The organism is Flagellimonas marinaquae (assembly GCF_023716465.1).
In the GTDB taxonomy this organism is placed as follows: Bacteria; Bacteroidota; Bacteroidia; order Flavobacteriales; family Flavobacteriaceae; genus Flagellimonas; species Flagellimonas alginolytica.
In genome coordinates, this window is the sequence record NZ_CP092416.1 from 33,782 (window position 1) to 48,395 (window position 14,614).

Here is a 14,614-nt window from a genome sequence, read left to right on the forward strand (position 1 = left end):
GGGCACAAGCCGTTTGTTGTTAAGGGGTTTGCTATCTTTATCCTTTCATTGTCCCACAACAACGATGCCGAAACCGAAACACCATATTTTATGCGCTTTCCTACTTTTGGGGCTTTTTCCGGCACCCCAGTTATCGTTGATGGCCCAGGCCAGTTCCCACAACAAAATGGGCGAAATGGTGGACAAGTTCCTGTCCAAGTCCGAGTCTTATGATGATGTTGAAAGGCTCTTGGACATATTAGACAACGATATTCACTTATATAGCGATAAGTTTCAGTTTGTGCCGTCCATTAATCCCTTGAATCCGGACCGGTTGAAACGTTTTTCCAGTAAATTTGGCAAAAGGTTCCACCCCATCGATAAAAAGGAAAAAACCCACTTTGGCATTGATATTTCAGCTAAAGCGGGCACCCCCATCCATGCGGCCGCATCTGGAACCGTCAAGAGCGCCGTTGAATCGAACAAGGGTTATGGCAACCAGGTCATCATCGAACACCGTTACGGCTTTAAATCACGTTATGCCCATATGTATCTGTTTGTTGTCAAAAAAGACCAGACGGTAAAAAAAGGGGATATCATAGGGTTTGTGGGAAGTACCGGTAAGAGTACCGCCAACCATATTCATTATGAGATATGGAAAAATGAAATTAGGATAGACCCCTATCCTTTCTGTTTTCTTGATTTTTGATTTTCTTGATTTTCCCCTTTATTATTTTTCGATTTAGGCATAGCTTTATAGGTCCTAATCGATAGCACCCAATGGATTATATAGCCCTGATTGATTGCAATAACTTTTATTGTTCGGTTGAGCGGGTCTTTGACCCATCGCTCAACGGGAAGCCCGTTGCCGTTCTGAGCAATAATGACGGCTGTGTTATCGCACGGTCCAACGAGGTCAAGGCAATGGGCGTGCCGATGGGGGCCCCTTATTTCGAGTACAAGAAAATATTCAGGGAAAATGATGTCAGGGTATTTTCGTCCAATTTCGCACTCTATGGGGACATGAGCTCCAGGGTAATGAACATATTAGCCCGCTATTGTCCAGATATGGAAATCTATTCTATTGACGAGGCTTTTCTCCATTTCAAAGGATTCGATTGCTTTTTTGACCTTTCATCCTATGCCCAGGAGATCAGAACGTTTGTCTTAAGGGCGACGGGAATTCCCGTCAGTATTGGAATCGCCCCAAGCAAGGCACTTGCCAAGGCCGCCAATAGGGTGGCCAAAAAATTCCCTGAACGTACCGGGGGTGTGCATGTCATCGATTCAGAAGAAAAAAGGGCCAAGGCGCTCAGATGGATCAAGGTCGAGGATGTTTGGGGAATCGGCCCCAGATACGGTAACATGCTCCGTTTACGGAACGTCAGGACCGCCCTTGATTTTTCCTTGCTTCCCGATGATTTTGTGAGGGACAGTATGACGGTTGTAGGTCTCAGACTAAAACATGACCTGATGGGGAAACCCTCAATCCAGATGGAGGATATTAAACCCAAACAAGCCATAGCATGTACCCGTAGCTTTGACAGAGACTATTTGAAGTATTCCGATTTACGGGAGAGGGTCGCAACCTTTTCATGTGAAGTCGCTAAAAAACTAAGAGCACAAGGTTCCGACTGTAACCTTATACAAGTATTTGTGCGCTCCAATCCCTTCAAGGAACACCTGCCGCAATATGGGCGTTCCGTTTGTGTGAAACTACCCTACCCCACCAACAGCAGTATCGAGTTGACCAAATTCGCCCTAAGGGGCCTCTCAACAATATTCAAAAAAGGTTATGCTTACAAAAAGGCGGGGGTCGTCGTCATGGGCCTTACCCCGTCCGAATCCAAACAGTTAAACGTTTTCCGCAACTCCGACCCTAGACATTCACCGCTTTGGAAGGCGATTGACCGGATCAATTTGCTATCTGGATACGATGTCGTTAAATTAGGGGGCCAAGATCTTAGGCGGAAATGGAAAATGAACCGTAATCTATTGTCCCCTAGATATACAAGCAAACTGGATGAAATATTAAAGATAAATGTACACGACAAGGAAGAAATCGAGCGGGCTTGAGTTTTTGGTCCCGGGCATGGGAAATCCCTTGGGCCTGCCATATTTTGATGGTGGGGTATCAGCTGGGTTTCCATCACCTGCAGACGATTTTAAGGAGGACAGAATTTCATTGGATCGTGAACTTGTTCGCGATACAGAAGCGACCTTTTTTGCAAGGGTCAACGGGGACAGCATGCAAGGGGCCGGCATGGATGATGGGGACCTTTTGGTCATTGACAAAAGCATAGAAGCCTATGACGGTTGCATAGCCGTTTGTTTTGTGGATGGGGAGTTTACCGTGAAAAGGGTCCAGAAAGAAAAGGACCGTATTGTTTTAATGCCTGAAAACCCCAAATATAGACCAATTGAGATTTCAGGAGAGAACTCACTGGTTATATGGGGCGTAGTTACCTATGTCGTAAAAAAACTCCATTTTAAAAACCAACATATTTGATCAAGGCTTATTTAAGTTCATAGATCAAAGTAGGTCCGTCACAAATTTGGTAGGTGCTTTCAAGTTGGTTCTTTTGGGAATTGAACATCAAGACTTCCGTTTCATTAAGACCACAGTTGGAAATAATACCATTGGGGTCATCTTCGTAGTTTAGGGTAAGGTTAACGGAACCATCACTTGTCCCATAAGAAAAAGTACCTTCCGCGCTGGACTCTTGCCCGTCTTGAACCCTTATTTTTTCAAAAGACCCGTTTTCTTGTAACAAGTATCTTTCTTGATATAGCATATCATTACCCGTAAGGGTTTGATCGGTCATTCCAATGGTCATCCTTACCAATGTCCATTCCTGGGGAAAAGCATCCAAATCAATAGTATTATCGTTCCCATCATCCGATGAGCATGAAACCAAAACAACAAGGAAGATAAACGATAGTTTAATGAAGTTTTTCATAGCAATTGAGGTTATGTCTTTCTAATAAGCAAAAAATATACCAACATTTCCAAGTTAATCAATTGACAATGATTTTTTTTCTGTAATTACGCCCCTCACCAATCATATTAACAATATATACCCCTGCGGGCAATAAACTTGTGTCAATGGTCTTTACAGCAGTGTCCTGCAACGACCTTTTTATAAGCGAACCATCAAGGCCATGAACATATACCTCATATTGGCCTTCCCCAGCAGCAAACAACTCCACGATTTCTCCCTGTCTTGCCGGGACCGGTGCCGCAAGGATTTCTTCACTGCCCAGACCGAAAAACTCTTGGATGTCGCTAACATACTGGTTGCCTTGATCCGTAATTACACGCGCCCGATATTCTATTGTTCCCTTCCCAGGTATTTTATCGGTATAACCTATGGACAATTGATTATTGGGCTCCGTTCTGTACAATTCCTTAAATTGGGAACCGTCCCATTTTTCAAAGACAACCACAGACACATCAACAACGGATCTTAAAGAAAGGTTCATAATGGCCTCGTCCGAAAAGGACCTTTCCAAATAGAAATTCTGTATGAAACATTCCATTTCAAGACCCATAGGGGTGGCTGGGGTTCTTTTTAGTTCACGTCCTTGAAAAACCGGGGCAACGGCCGTATAAAATTGTGCCGAGTTATCTCTTTCAAATGAAAACACCGTCCCTTTTGTTTCCCCTGCAAGCTCCAACCCCCCATTTTCGAAGACATAGACATTATATTTTTCCGCCTGTTCGATGGGTTCCCATGAAATTGTGGAAATACCCTCACACGAATATTCGACACGATGCTCATATAATTCCGTAATTGAAAATTCCGGAGATTCGATTATATCCTGTCCAATAACAAGCCTCAGTTTGCAAATGGCCGTTTCCGTTGGGATATTCCATTGATAGAATCCTTCGGATGTGTTTATGTCATCACTGATGACCTGCCATTCACCAAATGCACCTTTGCTTTTTTTTGCCAACTCCAACCTACCCATTGCATCGGACCCGTTATCAGATTCCCACCTAATGACCTGTTCGGTTCCAGAAATTAACGAAGCTTCTTTTGATGGATATACCCATTCATTTGAGGTGCGATAACTATAGGCAATACTATATGGTTGTGGGCCTTTGTTTCCAGCCCCTGCGGTTATTTCCAATTCGTATGTGCCCTCTGTGGGAAAGTCAACGGTTATCTTTTCAACGTTGTTCAACGTATCCCTTGAACGGACCGGGGCTAATGCCAAAGAATCCACATCTGGATAAGAACTAAGTTTCCAAGGATTCCAGGCCTCTCCGCCATCCCTGACCAAACGCATATCCAAATTGTTCACAAGGCCCCGACCCATACCAAGTGTTTCAGAGGGCAAGTCATTCCAGACTATGGTTACATTCAGTTTTTTAACACCTTCTGGAACCACGATGCTGTGTATTGCCCCCCCTCCTATTCCAACGTTTCCCTCAAAGTACTGACCATTAACGAGCGTTTCCAATGATCGATAGGCCTTTACATTACCGAACCCCTCCCTGTGGCTCAACTCCTTTTTGTTTTTCGCCTCGTTTATGATCAAAGCCTTTATCAACGACGAATTTGGCAATATCCCGTTTTCACCAAAGAATTGTTCTTGTAACAACCCGCACACCCCACTCACCAAGGCTGTTGCATCCGATGTTCCATTGGCCCCGTAGGCGACCACCTCTGGCTTGATCCTACCATCGGCGGTAGGCCCACTGGAGCTGATGTCCCATAAAGAGCCAAAAGGATCGGTTGCACCTACACAGATTGAATTTTTAGAATTTTTTATTTGTCCGGTCAAAGTACCATATCCGGTCATGCCAATATAAGGACCTGTTTGAGGCTGTCCGTCTCCCAGGTTTCCCGCAGAAAAAACATGGACAAGATAAGGGGTGTAACTTGCTTGGTCATCATAGGCCAATGATTCTGCGCCATAATAATTTTCAATGTTGCCCACGCCATAGGAATGGTTCTGTACACTAACATGATAATCGGCCAACAAATCACTATCGTCAGGAAGCAGGTCGTTCAGAGGAGACGAGAATAGGCTAGCTCCGGACACAACACCCTTAAATGATGGGGAAGTGTAACCGGCCCCGGCTATTATTGTTGCCATTTCAGTAGAGTGCGTAGAAAAACCATTTTCCGGCCTATCGATTTCAGAAATCGTTCTTCCGAAAAGATCCAAGTCATAGATATTGAAAGGATCTTCTTTTATTGCTATTGTGATATTTTCACCTTTGTTTGAAGGTTGGCTAGTTGTCGCTTTGGTTACTTCGTTGAGGGTGGGGTCATAATTGAGCAAAACCCCTTCCAAAACAACATTTGTCCCTGCCCTGTCCAAATAGATTACCCATGACTTTTTGGATAGCATTTTTATTTTTTTGTCATCCAGGTTAATCAGGAAAATGGAATTTCCTTTTTGGAGGTCGTTCAAAAGCTCTGGTGTAGTTTCATTTTCTTGACACCACTCATAAAATTGTTGCTTATCATTTATTATTGCTCTTACGGACTTTTGCTCGTAAGACTCTAAATTTTCCTTTAATATCTGGGACGCTATTTTTTGTGCATTGACAACGGTATCATCTTGTGCGCAAACTTTTCCGTACAAGATGAAAAAGGCCATCAAGAAATTGATGGCCCATGCTTTTCTTTGGTTTCCACTATTTATCTGCACAATGATTTCAAATAAACAGTACTAAAAACCATGCACATATCTTAAGGCAACCCTGTCATTATAAGTAAACGGCCTATTTTGTCCATCATCGATACAGGCCAACATCCATGAACCGGAATCAGGTCCGGTCGGTGTGCCGGGTATGTGAACCGCCCCTATATTATCGGGATCAGCCTCCTGTCCTCCCGTGTTGCAACTATAGCTCCTGTTCTGCCAATCAGTATGCCTATATCCTATCGTGTGACCCAATTCATGAGCGATAATGGAGGCGATATGTTCAGCACCTTCGTTGCCAATTAAATTCGGATCTAGCCGTATAACTTCTCCTGGTTCAATTGTTGTGATTTGAGATCCGCCTCTCGTTGTTATTGTTCTTTCATATGGTGGGTCGGCAAGCCCCAGAAATCCAGTGAATTGATTGACTATGGTAATATCTTCATTCGTTCTTACGCAAGGGCTGCAATTGGGATCGTTAGGATCTTGGATAGGTGTTATATAGAACCTCAAACCAGAAACATGGTCGTATCTATCCTGCACTATTTGCATAGCTTGCCAATATACAGCAGGGAAATTATCTTCCAGCAAGACCCGGATACTTTCTTTTCTCCTCACCAATACCTGTTCTCCAGTATTTCTGTCAGTTTGATAGAATTCGCTCCCAAATTCTGGGGTAAGGGTCATTCTATAGTGCTCTTCATCGGCTATAACCACAGAACTTCCCTTTTCCATTCCTAGATGATGGTCTTTCAAAAGGACATCTCCCTCAACTATATATGAGGTTTCCCCGTTTTCATCGATGAAGGCCACAGCATTTTCAGAGCTGAACCCCAACGCCTCTATTTTTTCGAGCACTTCATCGCTTATCGCCAATTGTTCATCGGCGATGTTCGTTCCATTTTCCTCCTTGCTGCAGGAGGATAAACTAATAGTGGTTGCGATAAGTACCAACCACACCAATTGTAGGTTTCTTTTCATAATATGTAGTGTTTAGATTACAAACAATATTACAAAATATATAAACTATTTTACAATAAAATTAAAGAAAATAGCTACTTTATTAAATCGTTATTTAAGATTAAATTATTCATTAGCAAATCGTTATTTTTAATCAATAAACAAATCCCATGTGCTTCCATACGAGAATTGATAGGCCCGTTGCCGAAATAGAGACCCATTACAACGTTTCCCGAACCGAAAAGGGAATGGAGCTGGAGGAGGAACTTCTTTACCACCATTCGGATGGGTTCAATCATCAGGATTTTTGGGTAATCCCGCAGGAAAGCCCGAAACACATCACCCCGATGATGTGGGGAATGCTGCCGCCTTGGGCCAAGAACGAAGACCCTGTGGAGGACCTTAAGGAAATCAAGGGCCAGGGCCTCAATGCCCAGAGCGAAAAACTCTTTACCTCAAAGATGTACAAACCGAGCTCTTTGAAGCGTAGGTGTGTCATCCCGTTGACCGGCTTTTATGAACCGCATACGTGCCAGAAACCAAAGGACTATAAAGTGCCGTTCCTGTTCGGCGCAAGGGAGGCCACGTTTTTGAGCCTTGCCGGAATCTATACGGTTACATCGAACAAATATGTATCGTTCTCCCTATTGACCAGGGAAGCCGAGCCGGGCTCCATGTATGCGCAGATCCACAACAAAAAAAACTGGCAGGGGCAGCACCGTCAGATCGTTCCCCTGGCCGATGATCAGATAGAGGCTTGGCTCTCGGAAAAATTGACCGAAACGGACATCGACAGGATCATCCATGATAATCTTCCGGAAGATGGCCTTACGGCCCATCCGGTCAGCAAGGATATTTTCTCCAGAACGGTCAGCGCCGATTATCCCGGAATCGAAAAATTGGTAGACAATCCCAACCTAAACCTGGACTATTCGCAATGGGCATAAAGGAATTTTTGGGCCTGCACGAAGAGGACCAGTGGGACGAGTTTTGGGACAAATGTGTGTTTTTGGCCCACTTTCCAGACCTTGAAAAAAAACACCATTTGTACCGGCTATTCGATTTTTACGTAGAGCTTACTTCAGACCATTCTGGAATGTTCCCCGTACTGAACGCTTTTGAATCCGGACCAAGGCTCGATAAGTACCGGAACGTGAACCTTGACAAGATCTTGGGCGACCTCCGTATTAATTTTCCCGAGTAGGGAAACCGAACAGTTCCCTTACTTCCACCCCCAGGGCCTTGGAAAGTTCAAGCACGGTGCCCAGGGTTATGTTGATCTGCCCCTTTTCTATTTTGGAAATATCACTGTAATCCACATCACAAAGTTGTGCCATAGTACGGTAACTCAACCCTTTTTCCTTGCGGAGCTGTTTCACCCTCATTCCAAACCTTTTTATAAAATCCGATTGGTCCATCCCCGCAAGTTGCGGAGAACGTCAAAAAATAGTGTGGGCGAAAAAACCCACAACTTTTGTTTAAAATACCAAGGGACTTTTATATTTTAGGGCCGTAACCCCTATGAACATGGACCTATACGATTTTTTTATGCTCAACGAGAGCGAACAGACGGAAACCTTGGTGCAATCCGGCCAGCTTGTGGCCATGAAGTACAACGCCATCACCTATTTAAGTTTGTTCAGCGTAAGCACTTTTTACGTGGAATTCGAGTGGGAAAAGTTCACCAACAGGATGGTCGGCAAACAGATATTCAAGTCGGGTGCCGAACTGGACAAATACCTTCCGGATATCGACCTTGTCATTTGACGTTTTCCCTACGCTGTACCACTCCTTCAATAATTTCCAAATACATGGCCTGCTTGCTCACATCGTCGTCCAATTTGTTGTTTTGGGCGTGCCATCCAAAGGCATAGCTCGATGCAAATTCCGCAACATCGCCGACCCCCAAGCGGTCGTATTCCGAAAGGACGTGTTCCCAGTCCAGTCTATATGGTTTGGCATCGACCATGCCCTGTAATATCAAGTTCACTTTTTGCAAAGCCCTATCCATTAATGTTCCCGTGGCCCGTATGAACCCAAACCTTGTCCTGTCAATTCTCATAAGAGGATACTTTTAAGATTGTCCATTTTCTGTTATTACTTTTGCTTCGGGGGAAACTTTGTTGTTATAATAGAAGTTGATGGCCAAGAGTATACTCAGGCCGATCGTGATATATAGTTTTATGTTGGGATCATTGAATTCGGTCTCCCTCCAGGACATGGCAATGACGACCACTTGGTACAGGCTCAAAGCTGCCGGCACCAAAATAAAGGGGCGGTACTTTTTCCCGCGTGAATCAAAAAACCATCCTATCCATCCCAGATGTGCGAAAAGATAGAGGCAGAACAGGTAGACCAAGATCCTATAGTTCGCGAGCCCCCTTACATACCCCTCATTGTCGGTCAACATTTCCTCAATCCCCAATTTTGGGACCCATGCATACGTTTCCCCGCTCCTGTTGGTTATGAGATCATGATAAAACGGTAGCGTGGCCATCAAAAAAAGCAGCACCCAGGAAACCACCTTACGGAGACTATAACCTCTTTTTTTGATGGTCATATATCCAAGGACGATCGAGAGGATCCCCAAAAAGACCAATTTGGAAACCGGTTCGTTCAACAAAGACCTCCTTAGTCCGAAAAGGATAAGGAATATATGATAAAGACCGGAGGCCGTGGCCAATAAAAGGGCGCTTCCGTAAAATCTTTGCCTTGCACTTTGGAACCACCCCGCCCATCCTATCGTGGCAAAAAGGAAGATGAAAAACGTATAAAGGAACACCCGATAGGTGGAGAAACCCAAAACGTTCCCGTTCACATCGGTCAATAGATCCTCTATTCCAAGTACCGGGACCCAAGGTTTAAGGCCGCCGTCATCGGTCAAAAAATCATGTAGATATGGAAGCGTTGACAACAGGATAATGGCCAACGCCCCCCAAAAGGTATCAGGTATCCTGATTTTTGATTTCCTTGCCGTCGATTGCCTGTTGTTCCGTTGCATTCTTGAATAGGGCCTCATCCTCCGCAATATCGTTTTTGGTGCAGGAGGTGGACAAGCTAACGGTTGACAATAAGACTACGGCAAGAAGAATTTTTTGAATTTTCATAACTGAAAAATTTTAGGGTTAAACTCCCTAAATTTAATCAGCCGCCTTGCTTATTTGACCGTCCTTCCGCTAAACTTCTCCAATAAGTATTAACAAATATTAACGTATATTCCTACGTTGTTATTGCTTTAAATCTCGCATAAAAGTACAACAAAGGACACTCAAAGAGTGTCCTTTGTCCCCACTTTTTAGTGAAACACCCTGTTTTGGCGGGATTTGGCAGGTAATCACAAGGATTCGTGCCCGACCACGAAAATGTTTGTAGGATCGTCGATCTCGATATAGTTCGCGGCGTCCTGTCCCGTGTTCAAAATGGTCTCAAAGTTTTTCATCTTTTTTGTCTTTTGGGTTAGGAGCCATTTTTTGGCGTGTCCGCAGGGAATTGGCAATGAGCCAGTGAAATTGTACTTTTCCCGCAACGCCCTATATTTGGCGATCGGCCCCAACTACAAAAAGATGCTTTGGTACATGGAAAATGGACTACAAAAAGGACTACCGCAGCATTGCGTTCAGGGTCATCTTCACAGTGGACGGGAACCATCCCGATAACCTGGCATTCGCGGCGCAGCCCTTCGAAATGTTATTGGGCGACAAAATCAGCAACGACCCCAAGAACTTCCTTGTTTACGGCAGGGTCGGCAAGGGGGTAAGACTGGAGGTGGGCTTCAGGGGGTTCACCTTTGAAATGGACCAAGAGCTGCACGATAGGTTGGGCAGGTTGTACACCATGATCCAAAACGAATACAGGAAGATTATCATCAAAAGGCTTTAGGGGGCATCCGGGCGGGCCATTGCTCCAATCATTTTAAGCCGTTCTGGGGCATTAAGGGGGCTGTGGGAGCTTCATAGGTCGCTTCCTCGTCCCAATGTCCCAAATAACCCCTTTAAAATGGATTTCCGCGACTGTCCCTGATGCATCCCGCTCTGAGGAATGGTCAAACAAGCAAACACTTTCCGGAACATATCATTTTTCCGCAGGCAAAGGTACGACCGCGGGGCGGCACACAATTTCGCAAACTCATTGCTTTGGCACCCCTTGTGCGGCCGTGTAGGGGCCAACGAGAAAAATGATCGTTAACCTTTAATCCAATTATCATGAAAGATTACAGAATGAGCACCTTCAGGGACTTTGTGGGAGAACTCACGGCCATCTACCGCAGGACCGAACTCCCAAGTGTCAACATCACCCGGAGCCAAGACGCCGCAGACTTCATACGGCCCATGTTCGATGAGATCATGGACGACCACGAACAGACCAAGGTCATACACCTGTCCCGCTCCAACGGGGTGGTCAACGTACACCATTGTTCCCAAGGGGACGTGGCCGGCACAGTGGTCCCCGTGAAGCTCATACTCCGACACGCCCTGATGATACAGGTATCCGGGATCATCATGGTCCACAACCACCCATCGGGGAGACTGAAACCATCGGAGGCGGACAGGAAGATAACCGAGAAATTGAAGGCCGCCTGTGCCCTAGTGGACATCCAGTTCCTTGACAGCATCATCATCACCCGCGAGGGTTATTACTCGATGGCGGACCAGGGGGACTTTTGACCCCTTGGATATTTGTACGCAAAAGCGTACATTTGTAATATCTTCAAAACTCTTTGTTATGGATTATGGACAGAACCATTTGCGCGACTGGTTGAAGGAAAGGCCCTGCCTTTCCATAGGTTGCATCGAGCGTACCTGCAACATGACAAAGGACACCTTGCGGCATTTTATCAATGAGCGCAGGGGTGTTCCCGAAAAATTCATTGCACCTCTTATCAAAGAATTGTCCAGATACGGGTATGTCCCGATGGATGAAGAATAGGCGCGAGCCCATCCCCTCCCCCTCCCCACCAGTTGAGGGCCACCACATTTTTCCACAGGCAAAGTTACGACCGCGGGACCACACACAATTTCGCCAGCTCATTGCTTTGTCGCCCCTTTTGCGGCCGTGTAAGGGCCATGAGAAAAATGTTCAACCCTTAAACAGTACATCATGGCCAAAATCCATCTACCCCAGGAACTCAAGAAGTTCGGGGACATTTTCGACACGCTTTCAAGGTCGCACGGGACCTATTACATCTTCCAAGATTTTTTGGACTTTTCCATCAATGCCTGGTCGCTCAACCATCAGGCGGACATGGATACCATCAGAAAGAAGTACGACCGCAGGGAACTCGACCTTTTCAACGAGCTCATCTTTGAGGCTATCAGGATCCTGGACAAGACGATAGTATCCGATACGGATGTTTACGATGTATACGGAACGTTCTACGAGGCCAACAGCCTTACCAACAAACATTTTGCACAGTTCTTTACCCCGATGACGATATGCCAGTTCATGGCACAGATACTAAGCCCCACTGGACCCGAAAACTTCAACGACCCGTGCTGTGGTTCCGGTAGGCTTTCCCTTGCGGCCAACAGTGTTAACCCGGGCATGTTCCACACCCTTATCGACATTGATTATACCTGTGCACGGATGAGCGCACTGAACCTGATGTACCACGGCATCCACGGCATCGTGATCTCCGATAATGCCCTTTGGGCCGGCAAGGACTTCCGAGGGGCCTTTATCGTGAACCGTTGGCTGAAATACAGCGGGGTCCCTCAAATAGAGTTTGTGGCCGACATCAACCGGGCGTATGGGTATGCACGTAAGAAATTGGGGATGCCCGAACCATCACCGCAAAAGGGAAAAGTTCCCGAAAACAGGAACACCAATGCCCAGGAGGTTGCGGATGTGATAGTGGATTCCAAGACCAACCAAATCAGGTTGTTCTGAAACGATTGCCCAAGGGCATCTATGAACTGTACCAATAAGGAAGTCGTGCCGTCCTTCCCCTTGCACTACCGGTGCCGCTTTGACACGGCTTTTGCGGGCAGGGCAAAACCCGCGCCAAAGGCGTTCCTTGCCGATCGCGGCAAGGACTTCGGGGGGACGGCACTCCACATTTCTCTGTAGCCTTTCCCTTTCCTCGGCGGAGCCTCCATCCATCGACGGCAAATATAGTCCGTGCCCGATGAGCTGGCCGGCAATGCTTTTCCGGAAAATAGGGTTTCCCTGGCGGGACCCTCCCGATTTTCCGGCATGGTCGCAAGCTCCCAAAAGCCTTTTGGCCGCTCGGCACGTCCAGAGGGTATGGCATCGACGGGGGCGATGACTCCACCTCGGGGAAAGGCAACATCTTTAAGGGCTCAGATATATCATAAAACCTTATTCCATTGCGGTCTATGATAGAAAACAATGATTAAAATAAATGCTTTAAATACTTGTATTACTTGTAATACTTGTATTTATTTCGTATATTGTATAGGAATTAAAACAAGTATTAATCCTTAAAACCTTAACAGTTATGAGTATCAAAAATCAAGTCGTTTTAATCGGAAATCTCGGGGGCGATCCCGAAACAAAGGTGTTTGATAGCGGAAGCAAGAACGCCAAGTTTTCACTTGCCACAAATGAAACTTTTAAAAACGATAGCGGAGAAGTTGTCAACCAGACCGAATGGCACAACATCGTTGTTTGGGGCAAACGTGTAGCCGTTGTGGAGAAGTTTCTACAAAAGGGAAGCGAAGTATGTGTAACGGGGAAGTTGACCTACCGCTCCTATGAGGACAAGGACGGGGTAAAACGTCATATTACCGAAATAAAGGCCAACGAAATCGTGATGTTGGGCGGGAAGAAAGATGGCAATGGTTCCACGGACGATAGCAAGGAAGAGGAATAGCACAGTAAGACAAAAAGGGCGCAGCCTTTCAACTCATGCGCCCTTTTTTAATCATAACCTTAACAGTTACAATATGAAGCGTAAAAGTAATCAAAAAAGACCTTGGTTCAATTTTACCAAGAAGCGTGGATCCACCGTTACCATTCTGCCCACAGATGTAATAGTGGAGCGTACCAAGATCGGTGCGGTAGAGAATATCCATGTCATAGATGCCGAAGTGGTCGAGGCCAAAAGACCCACCTTTTTGCTAACGGGACTTGTTTCCAAATTCTTTGCTCTATGGAAATGAACACAGAAAGGATTCGGCACGAGTTGGCGGGCTTTCAGGCAACTGGCCAGTTGTACAGGTATCCATATTTTAATTTTATCTATACCGACGGGATAAAGCTCATGGCGGAACTCTGTAAAGCGGATTGGCTCGTAACCGATTCAGCGATACAGGCAATGGACCTGATGAAACAATCCGCTTTTGTTACCATTGATTTGTTCAAGGAGGGCGATACTGCTAAAATAGACTATTCCGACGGTAACGGGAACATCCTGCACCGTCAAGGGTACAGTTTTACAGATTTTCCACTGGAGACCTTTAGAATGTACTTTGTAAATAACACCTTATTGCTTCCAAGCGAGTATTGAGGTGCGGAAATTTCCCCGCCCAGGACAATGGCCCCGAAAGGGGCTCTTTGTGCCGTCCGGTCCCGTCATGGTTTTTGCGGTAAGGGCAAAAACGCACGCCTGGACCGGGCCTTATATCGGAAGTCGTGCCGTCCTTCCCCTTGCACTACCAGTGCCGCTTTGACACGGCTTTTGCGGGCAGGGCAAAACCCGCTCCAAAGGCGTTCCTTGCCGATCGCGGCAAGGACTTCGGGGGGACGGCACTCCACATTTCTTTGTAGCCTTTCCCTTTCCTCGGCGGAGCCTCCATCCATCGACGGCAAATATAGTCCGTGCCCGATAAGCTGGCCGGCAATGCTTTTCCGGAAAATAGGGTTTCCCTGGCGGGACCCTCCCGATTTTCCGGCACGGTCGCAAGCTCCCAAAAGCCTTTTGGCCGCTCGGCACGTCCAGAGGGTATGGCATCGACGGGGGCGATGACTCCACCTCGGGGAAAGGCAACATCTTTAAGGGCTCAGATATATCATAAAACCTTATTCCATTGCGGTTTATGATAGAAAACAATGA

The 14,614-nt window shown here is 46.0% G+C and carries 20 protein-coding genes; 13 read left to right on the top strand and 7 right to left on the bottom strand.

What is annotated here, in order from left to right:
- The first annotated feature begins 64 nt into the window (after positions 1 to 64).
- From MJO53_RS16820 to MJO53_RS16830, 3 genes are all read left to right on the top strand, one after another.
- Complete coding sequence (locus MJO53_RS16820) at positions 65 to 688, top strand: M23 family metallopeptidase (RefSeq protein ID WP_093980771.1); 624 nt, start codon at positions 65 to 67, stop codon at positions 686 to 688.
- A gap of 71 nt (positions 689 to 759) precedes the next feature.
- A complete protein-coding gene (locus MJO53_RS16825) occupies positions 760 to 2,055 on the top strand; it encodes a Y-family DNA polymerase (RefSeq protein WP_093980770.1) in 1,296 nt (431 codons plus the stop codon).
- Positions 2,021 to 2,488: a LexA family protein gene (locus tag MJO53_RS16830; RefSeq protein ID WP_394335543.1), complete on the top strand. Its 468-nt coding sequence runs from the start codon at positions 2,021 to 2,023 to the stop codon at positions 2,486 to 2,488. The genes MJO53_RS16825 and MJO53_RS16830 overlap by 35 nt, the downstream gene beginning before the upstream one ends.
- A 7-nt stretch (positions 2,489 to 2,495) precedes the next feature.
- Here the strand turns inward: MJO53_RS16830 and MJO53_RS16835 are convergent, their stop codons facing one another.
- Genes MJO53_RS16835 through MJO53_RS16845 form a run of 3 tightly spaced genes read right to left on the bottom strand, consistent with a single transcriptional unit; the run spans position 2,496 to position 6,621 of the window.
- A complete protein-coding gene (locus MJO53_RS16835; RefSeq protein ID WP_093980768.1) occupies positions 2,496 to 2,939 on the bottom strand; it encodes a hypothetical protein in 444 nt (147 codons plus the stop codon).
- A 58-nt stretch (positions 2,940 to 2,997) separates the two neighbouring features.
- Positions 2,998 to 5,646: a S8 family peptidase gene (locus tag MJO53_RS16840; RefSeq protein ID WP_093980767.1), complete on the bottom strand. Its 2,649-nt coding sequence runs from the start codon at positions 5,644 to 5,646 to the stop codon at positions 2,998 to 3,000.
- A gap of 21 nt (positions 5,647 to 5,667) precedes the next feature.
- A complete protein-coding gene (locus tag MJO53_RS16845) occupies positions 5,668 to 6,621 on the bottom strand; it encodes a M57 family metalloprotease (RefSeq protein ID WP_232514146.1) in 954 nt (317 codons plus the stop codon).
- Between the two features lie 149 nt (positions 6,622 to 6,770).
- Here MJO53_RS16845 and MJO53_RS16850 point away from each other — a divergent pair, with 149 nt between their 5' ends.
- Together MJO53_RS16850 and MJO53_RS16855 are read left to right on the top strand one after the other, a co-directional pair.
- Positions 6,771 to 7,547, top strand: coding sequence for an SOS response-associated peptidase (locus tag MJO53_RS16850; protein ID WP_093980766.1), 777 nt, complete (start codon positions 6,771 to 6,773; stop codon positions 7,545 to 7,547).
- Positions 7,538 to 7,804 carry a hypothetical protein gene (locus MJO53_RS16855; protein ID WP_093980765.1) on the top strand — a complete coding sequence of 89 codons (267 nt, stop codon included), beginning with the start codon at positions 7,538 to 7,540 and terminating at the stop codon, positions 7,802 to 7,804. The genes MJO53_RS16850 and MJO53_RS16855 overlap by 10 nt, the downstream gene beginning before the upstream one ends.
- On the opposite strand, the gene MJO53_RS16860 is transcribed toward MJO53_RS16855, so the two are convergent.
- Entirely contained in the window at positions 7,788 to 7,985 is a 198-nt protein-coding gene (locus MJO53_RS16860) for a helix-turn-helix domain-containing protein (protein ID WP_232514144.1), read from the bottom strand. The genes MJO53_RS16855 and MJO53_RS16860 overlap by 17 nt on opposite strands.
- Before the next feature lie 142 nt (positions 7,986 to 8,127).
- Between MJO53_RS16860 and MJO53_RS16865 the strand changes: the two genes are divergently transcribed.
- Positions 8,128 to 8,367, top strand: coding sequence for a hypothetical protein (locus tag MJO53_RS16865; RefSeq protein ID WP_157731026.1), 240 nt, complete (start codon positions 8,128 to 8,130; stop codon positions 8,365 to 8,367).
- On the opposite strand, the gene MJO53_RS16870 is transcribed toward MJO53_RS16865, so the two are convergent.
- Genes MJO53_RS16870 through MJO53_RS16880 form a run of 3 tightly spaced genes read right to left on the bottom strand, consistent with a single transcriptional unit; the run spans position 8,360 to position 9,707 of the window.
- A complete protein-coding gene (locus tag MJO53_RS16870; RefSeq protein ID WP_157731024.1) occupies positions 8,360 to 8,662 on the bottom strand; it encodes a hypothetical protein in 303 nt (100 codons plus the stop codon). The genes MJO53_RS16865 and MJO53_RS16870 overlap by 8 nt on opposite strands.
- Positions 8,663 to 8,674: 12 nt before the next feature.
- On the bottom strand, positions 8,675 to 9,601 hold the full coding sequence (locus tag MJO53_RS16875) for a hypothetical protein (protein WP_157731022.1): 927 nt from the start codon (positions 9,599 to 9,601) through the stop codon (positions 8,675 to 8,677).
- Complete coding sequence (locus tag MJO53_RS16880) at positions 9,546 to 9,707, bottom strand: hypothetical protein (RefSeq protein ID WP_157731020.1); 162 nt, start codon at positions 9,705 to 9,707, stop codon at positions 9,546 to 9,548. Before MJO53_RS16880 ends, MJO53_RS16875 begins: the two co-directional genes overlap by 56 nt.
- Positions 9,708 to 10,182: 475 nt before the next feature.
- Here MJO53_RS16880 and MJO53_RS16885 point away from each other — a divergent pair, with 475 nt between their 5' ends.
- The 7 genes from MJO53_RS16885 (at position 10,183) to MJO53_RS16915 (ending at position 14,068) form a co-directional block, all read left to right on the top strand.
- On the top strand, positions 10,183 to 10,479 hold the full coding sequence (locus MJO53_RS16885; protein ID WP_093980759.1) for a hypothetical protein: 297 nt from the start codon (positions 10,183 to 10,185) through the stop codon (positions 10,477 to 10,479).
- Positions 10,480 to 10,802: 323 nt separating this feature from the next.
- Entirely contained in the window at positions 10,803 to 11,264 is a 462-nt protein-coding gene (locus MJO53_RS16890) for a JAB domain-containing protein (RefSeq protein ID WP_093980758.1), read from the top strand.
- 58 nt (positions 11,265 to 11,322) lie between these two features.
- Positions 11,323 to 11,526: a hypothetical protein gene (locus MJO53_RS16895; protein WP_157731018.1), complete on the top strand. Its 204-nt coding sequence runs from the start codon at positions 11,323 to 11,325 to the stop codon at positions 11,524 to 11,526.
- Positions 11,527 to 11,697: 171 nt separating this feature from the next.
- On the top strand, positions 11,698 to 12,486 hold the full coding sequence (locus tag MJO53_RS16900; RefSeq protein ID WP_093980756.1) for an N-6 DNA methylase: 789 nt from the start codon (positions 11,698 to 11,700) through the stop codon (positions 12,484 to 12,486).
- Positions 12,487 to 13,057: 571 nt separating this feature from the next.
- Positions 13,058 to 13,432, top strand: coding sequence for a single-stranded DNA-binding protein (locus tag MJO53_RS16905; RefSeq protein ID WP_093980754.1), 375 nt, complete (start codon positions 13,058 to 13,060; stop codon positions 13,430 to 13,432).
- A 73-nt stretch (positions 13,433 to 13,505) separates the two neighbouring features.
- Complete coding sequence (locus MJO53_RS16910; protein WP_093980753.1) at positions 13,506 to 13,721, top strand: hypothetical protein; 216 nt, start codon at positions 13,506 to 13,508, stop codon at positions 13,719 to 13,721.
- Positions 13,712 to 14,068: a DUF6876 family protein gene (locus MJO53_RS16915; protein ID WP_093980752.1), complete on the top strand. Its 357-nt coding sequence runs from the start codon at positions 13,712 to 13,714 to the stop codon at positions 14,066 to 14,068. The genes MJO53_RS16910 and MJO53_RS16915 overlap by 10 nt, the downstream gene beginning before the upstream one ends.
- The last annotated feature ends 546 nt before the right edge of the window (positions 14,069 to 14,614 follow it).

Coding starts and splice junctions, on each gene's coding strand:
- MJO53_RS16820 (WP_093980771.1), top strand. CDS start 65: ATGCCGAAACCGAAACACCATATTTTATGCGCTTTCCTACTTTTGGGG.
- MJO53_RS16825 (WP_093980770.1), top strand. CDS start 760: ATGGATTATATAGCCCTGATTGATTGCAATAACTTTTATTGTTCGGTT.
- MJO53_RS16830 (WP_394335543.1), top strand. CDS start 2,021: ATGTACACGACAAGGAAGAAATCGAGCGGGCTTGAGTTTTTGGTCCCG.
- MJO53_RS16835 (WP_093980768.1), bottom strand. CDS start 2,939: ATGAAAAACTTCATTAAACTATCGTTTATCTTCCTTGTTGTTTTGGTT.
- MJO53_RS16845 (WP_232514146.1), bottom strand. CDS start 6,621: ATGAAAAGAAACCTACAATTGGTGTGGTTGGTACTTATCGCAACCACT.
- MJO53_RS16850 (WP_093980766.1), top strand. CDS start 6,771: ATGTGCTTCCATACGAGAATTGATAGGCCCGTTGCCGAAATAGAGACC.
- MJO53_RS16855 (WP_093980765.1), top strand. CDS start 7,538: ATGGGCATAAAGGAATTTTTGGGCCTGCACGAAGAGGACCAGTGGGAC.
- MJO53_RS16860 (WP_232514144.1), bottom strand. CDS start 7,985: ATGAGGGTGAAACAGCTCCGCAAGGAAAAAGGGTTGAGTTACCGTACT.
- MJO53_RS16865 (WP_157731026.1), top strand. CDS start 8,128: ATGGACCTATACGATTTTTTTATGCTCAACGAGAGCGAACAGACGGAA.
- MJO53_RS16870 (WP_157731024.1), bottom strand. CDS start 8,662: ATGAGAATTGACAGGACAAGGTTTGGGTTCATACGGGCCACGGGAACA.
- MJO53_RS16875 (WP_157731022.1), bottom strand. CDS start 9,601: ATGCAACGGAACAACAGGCAATCGACGGCAAGGAAATCAAAAATCAGG.
- MJO53_RS16880 (WP_157731020.1), bottom strand. CDS start 9,707: ATGAAAATTCAAAAAATTCTTCTTGCCGTAGTCTTATTGTCAACCGTT.
- MJO53_RS16885 (WP_093980759.1), top strand. CDS start 10,183: ATGGACTACAAAAAGGACTACCGCAGCATTGCGTTCAGGGTCATCTTC.
- MJO53_RS16890 (WP_093980758.1), top strand. CDS start 10,803: ATGAAAGATTACAGAATGAGCACCTTCAGGGACTTTGTGGGAGAACTC.
- MJO53_RS16895 (WP_157731018.1), top strand. CDS start 11,323: ATGGATTATGGACAGAACCATTTGCGCGACTGGTTGAAGGAAAGGCCC.
- MJO53_RS16900 (WP_093980756.1), top strand. CDS start 11,698: ATGGCCAAAATCCATCTACCCCAGGAACTCAAGAAGTTCGGGGACATT.
- MJO53_RS16905 (WP_093980754.1), top strand. CDS start 13,058: ATGAGTATCAAAAATCAAGTCGTTTTAATCGGAAATCTCGGGGGCGAT.
- MJO53_RS16910 (WP_093980753.1), top strand. CDS start 13,506: ATGAAGCGTAAAAGTAATCAAAAAAGACCTTGGTTCAATTTTACCAAG.
- MJO53_RS16915 (WP_093980752.1), top strand. CDS start 13,712: ATGGAAATGAACACAGAAAGGATTCGGCACGAGTTGGCGGGCTTTCAG.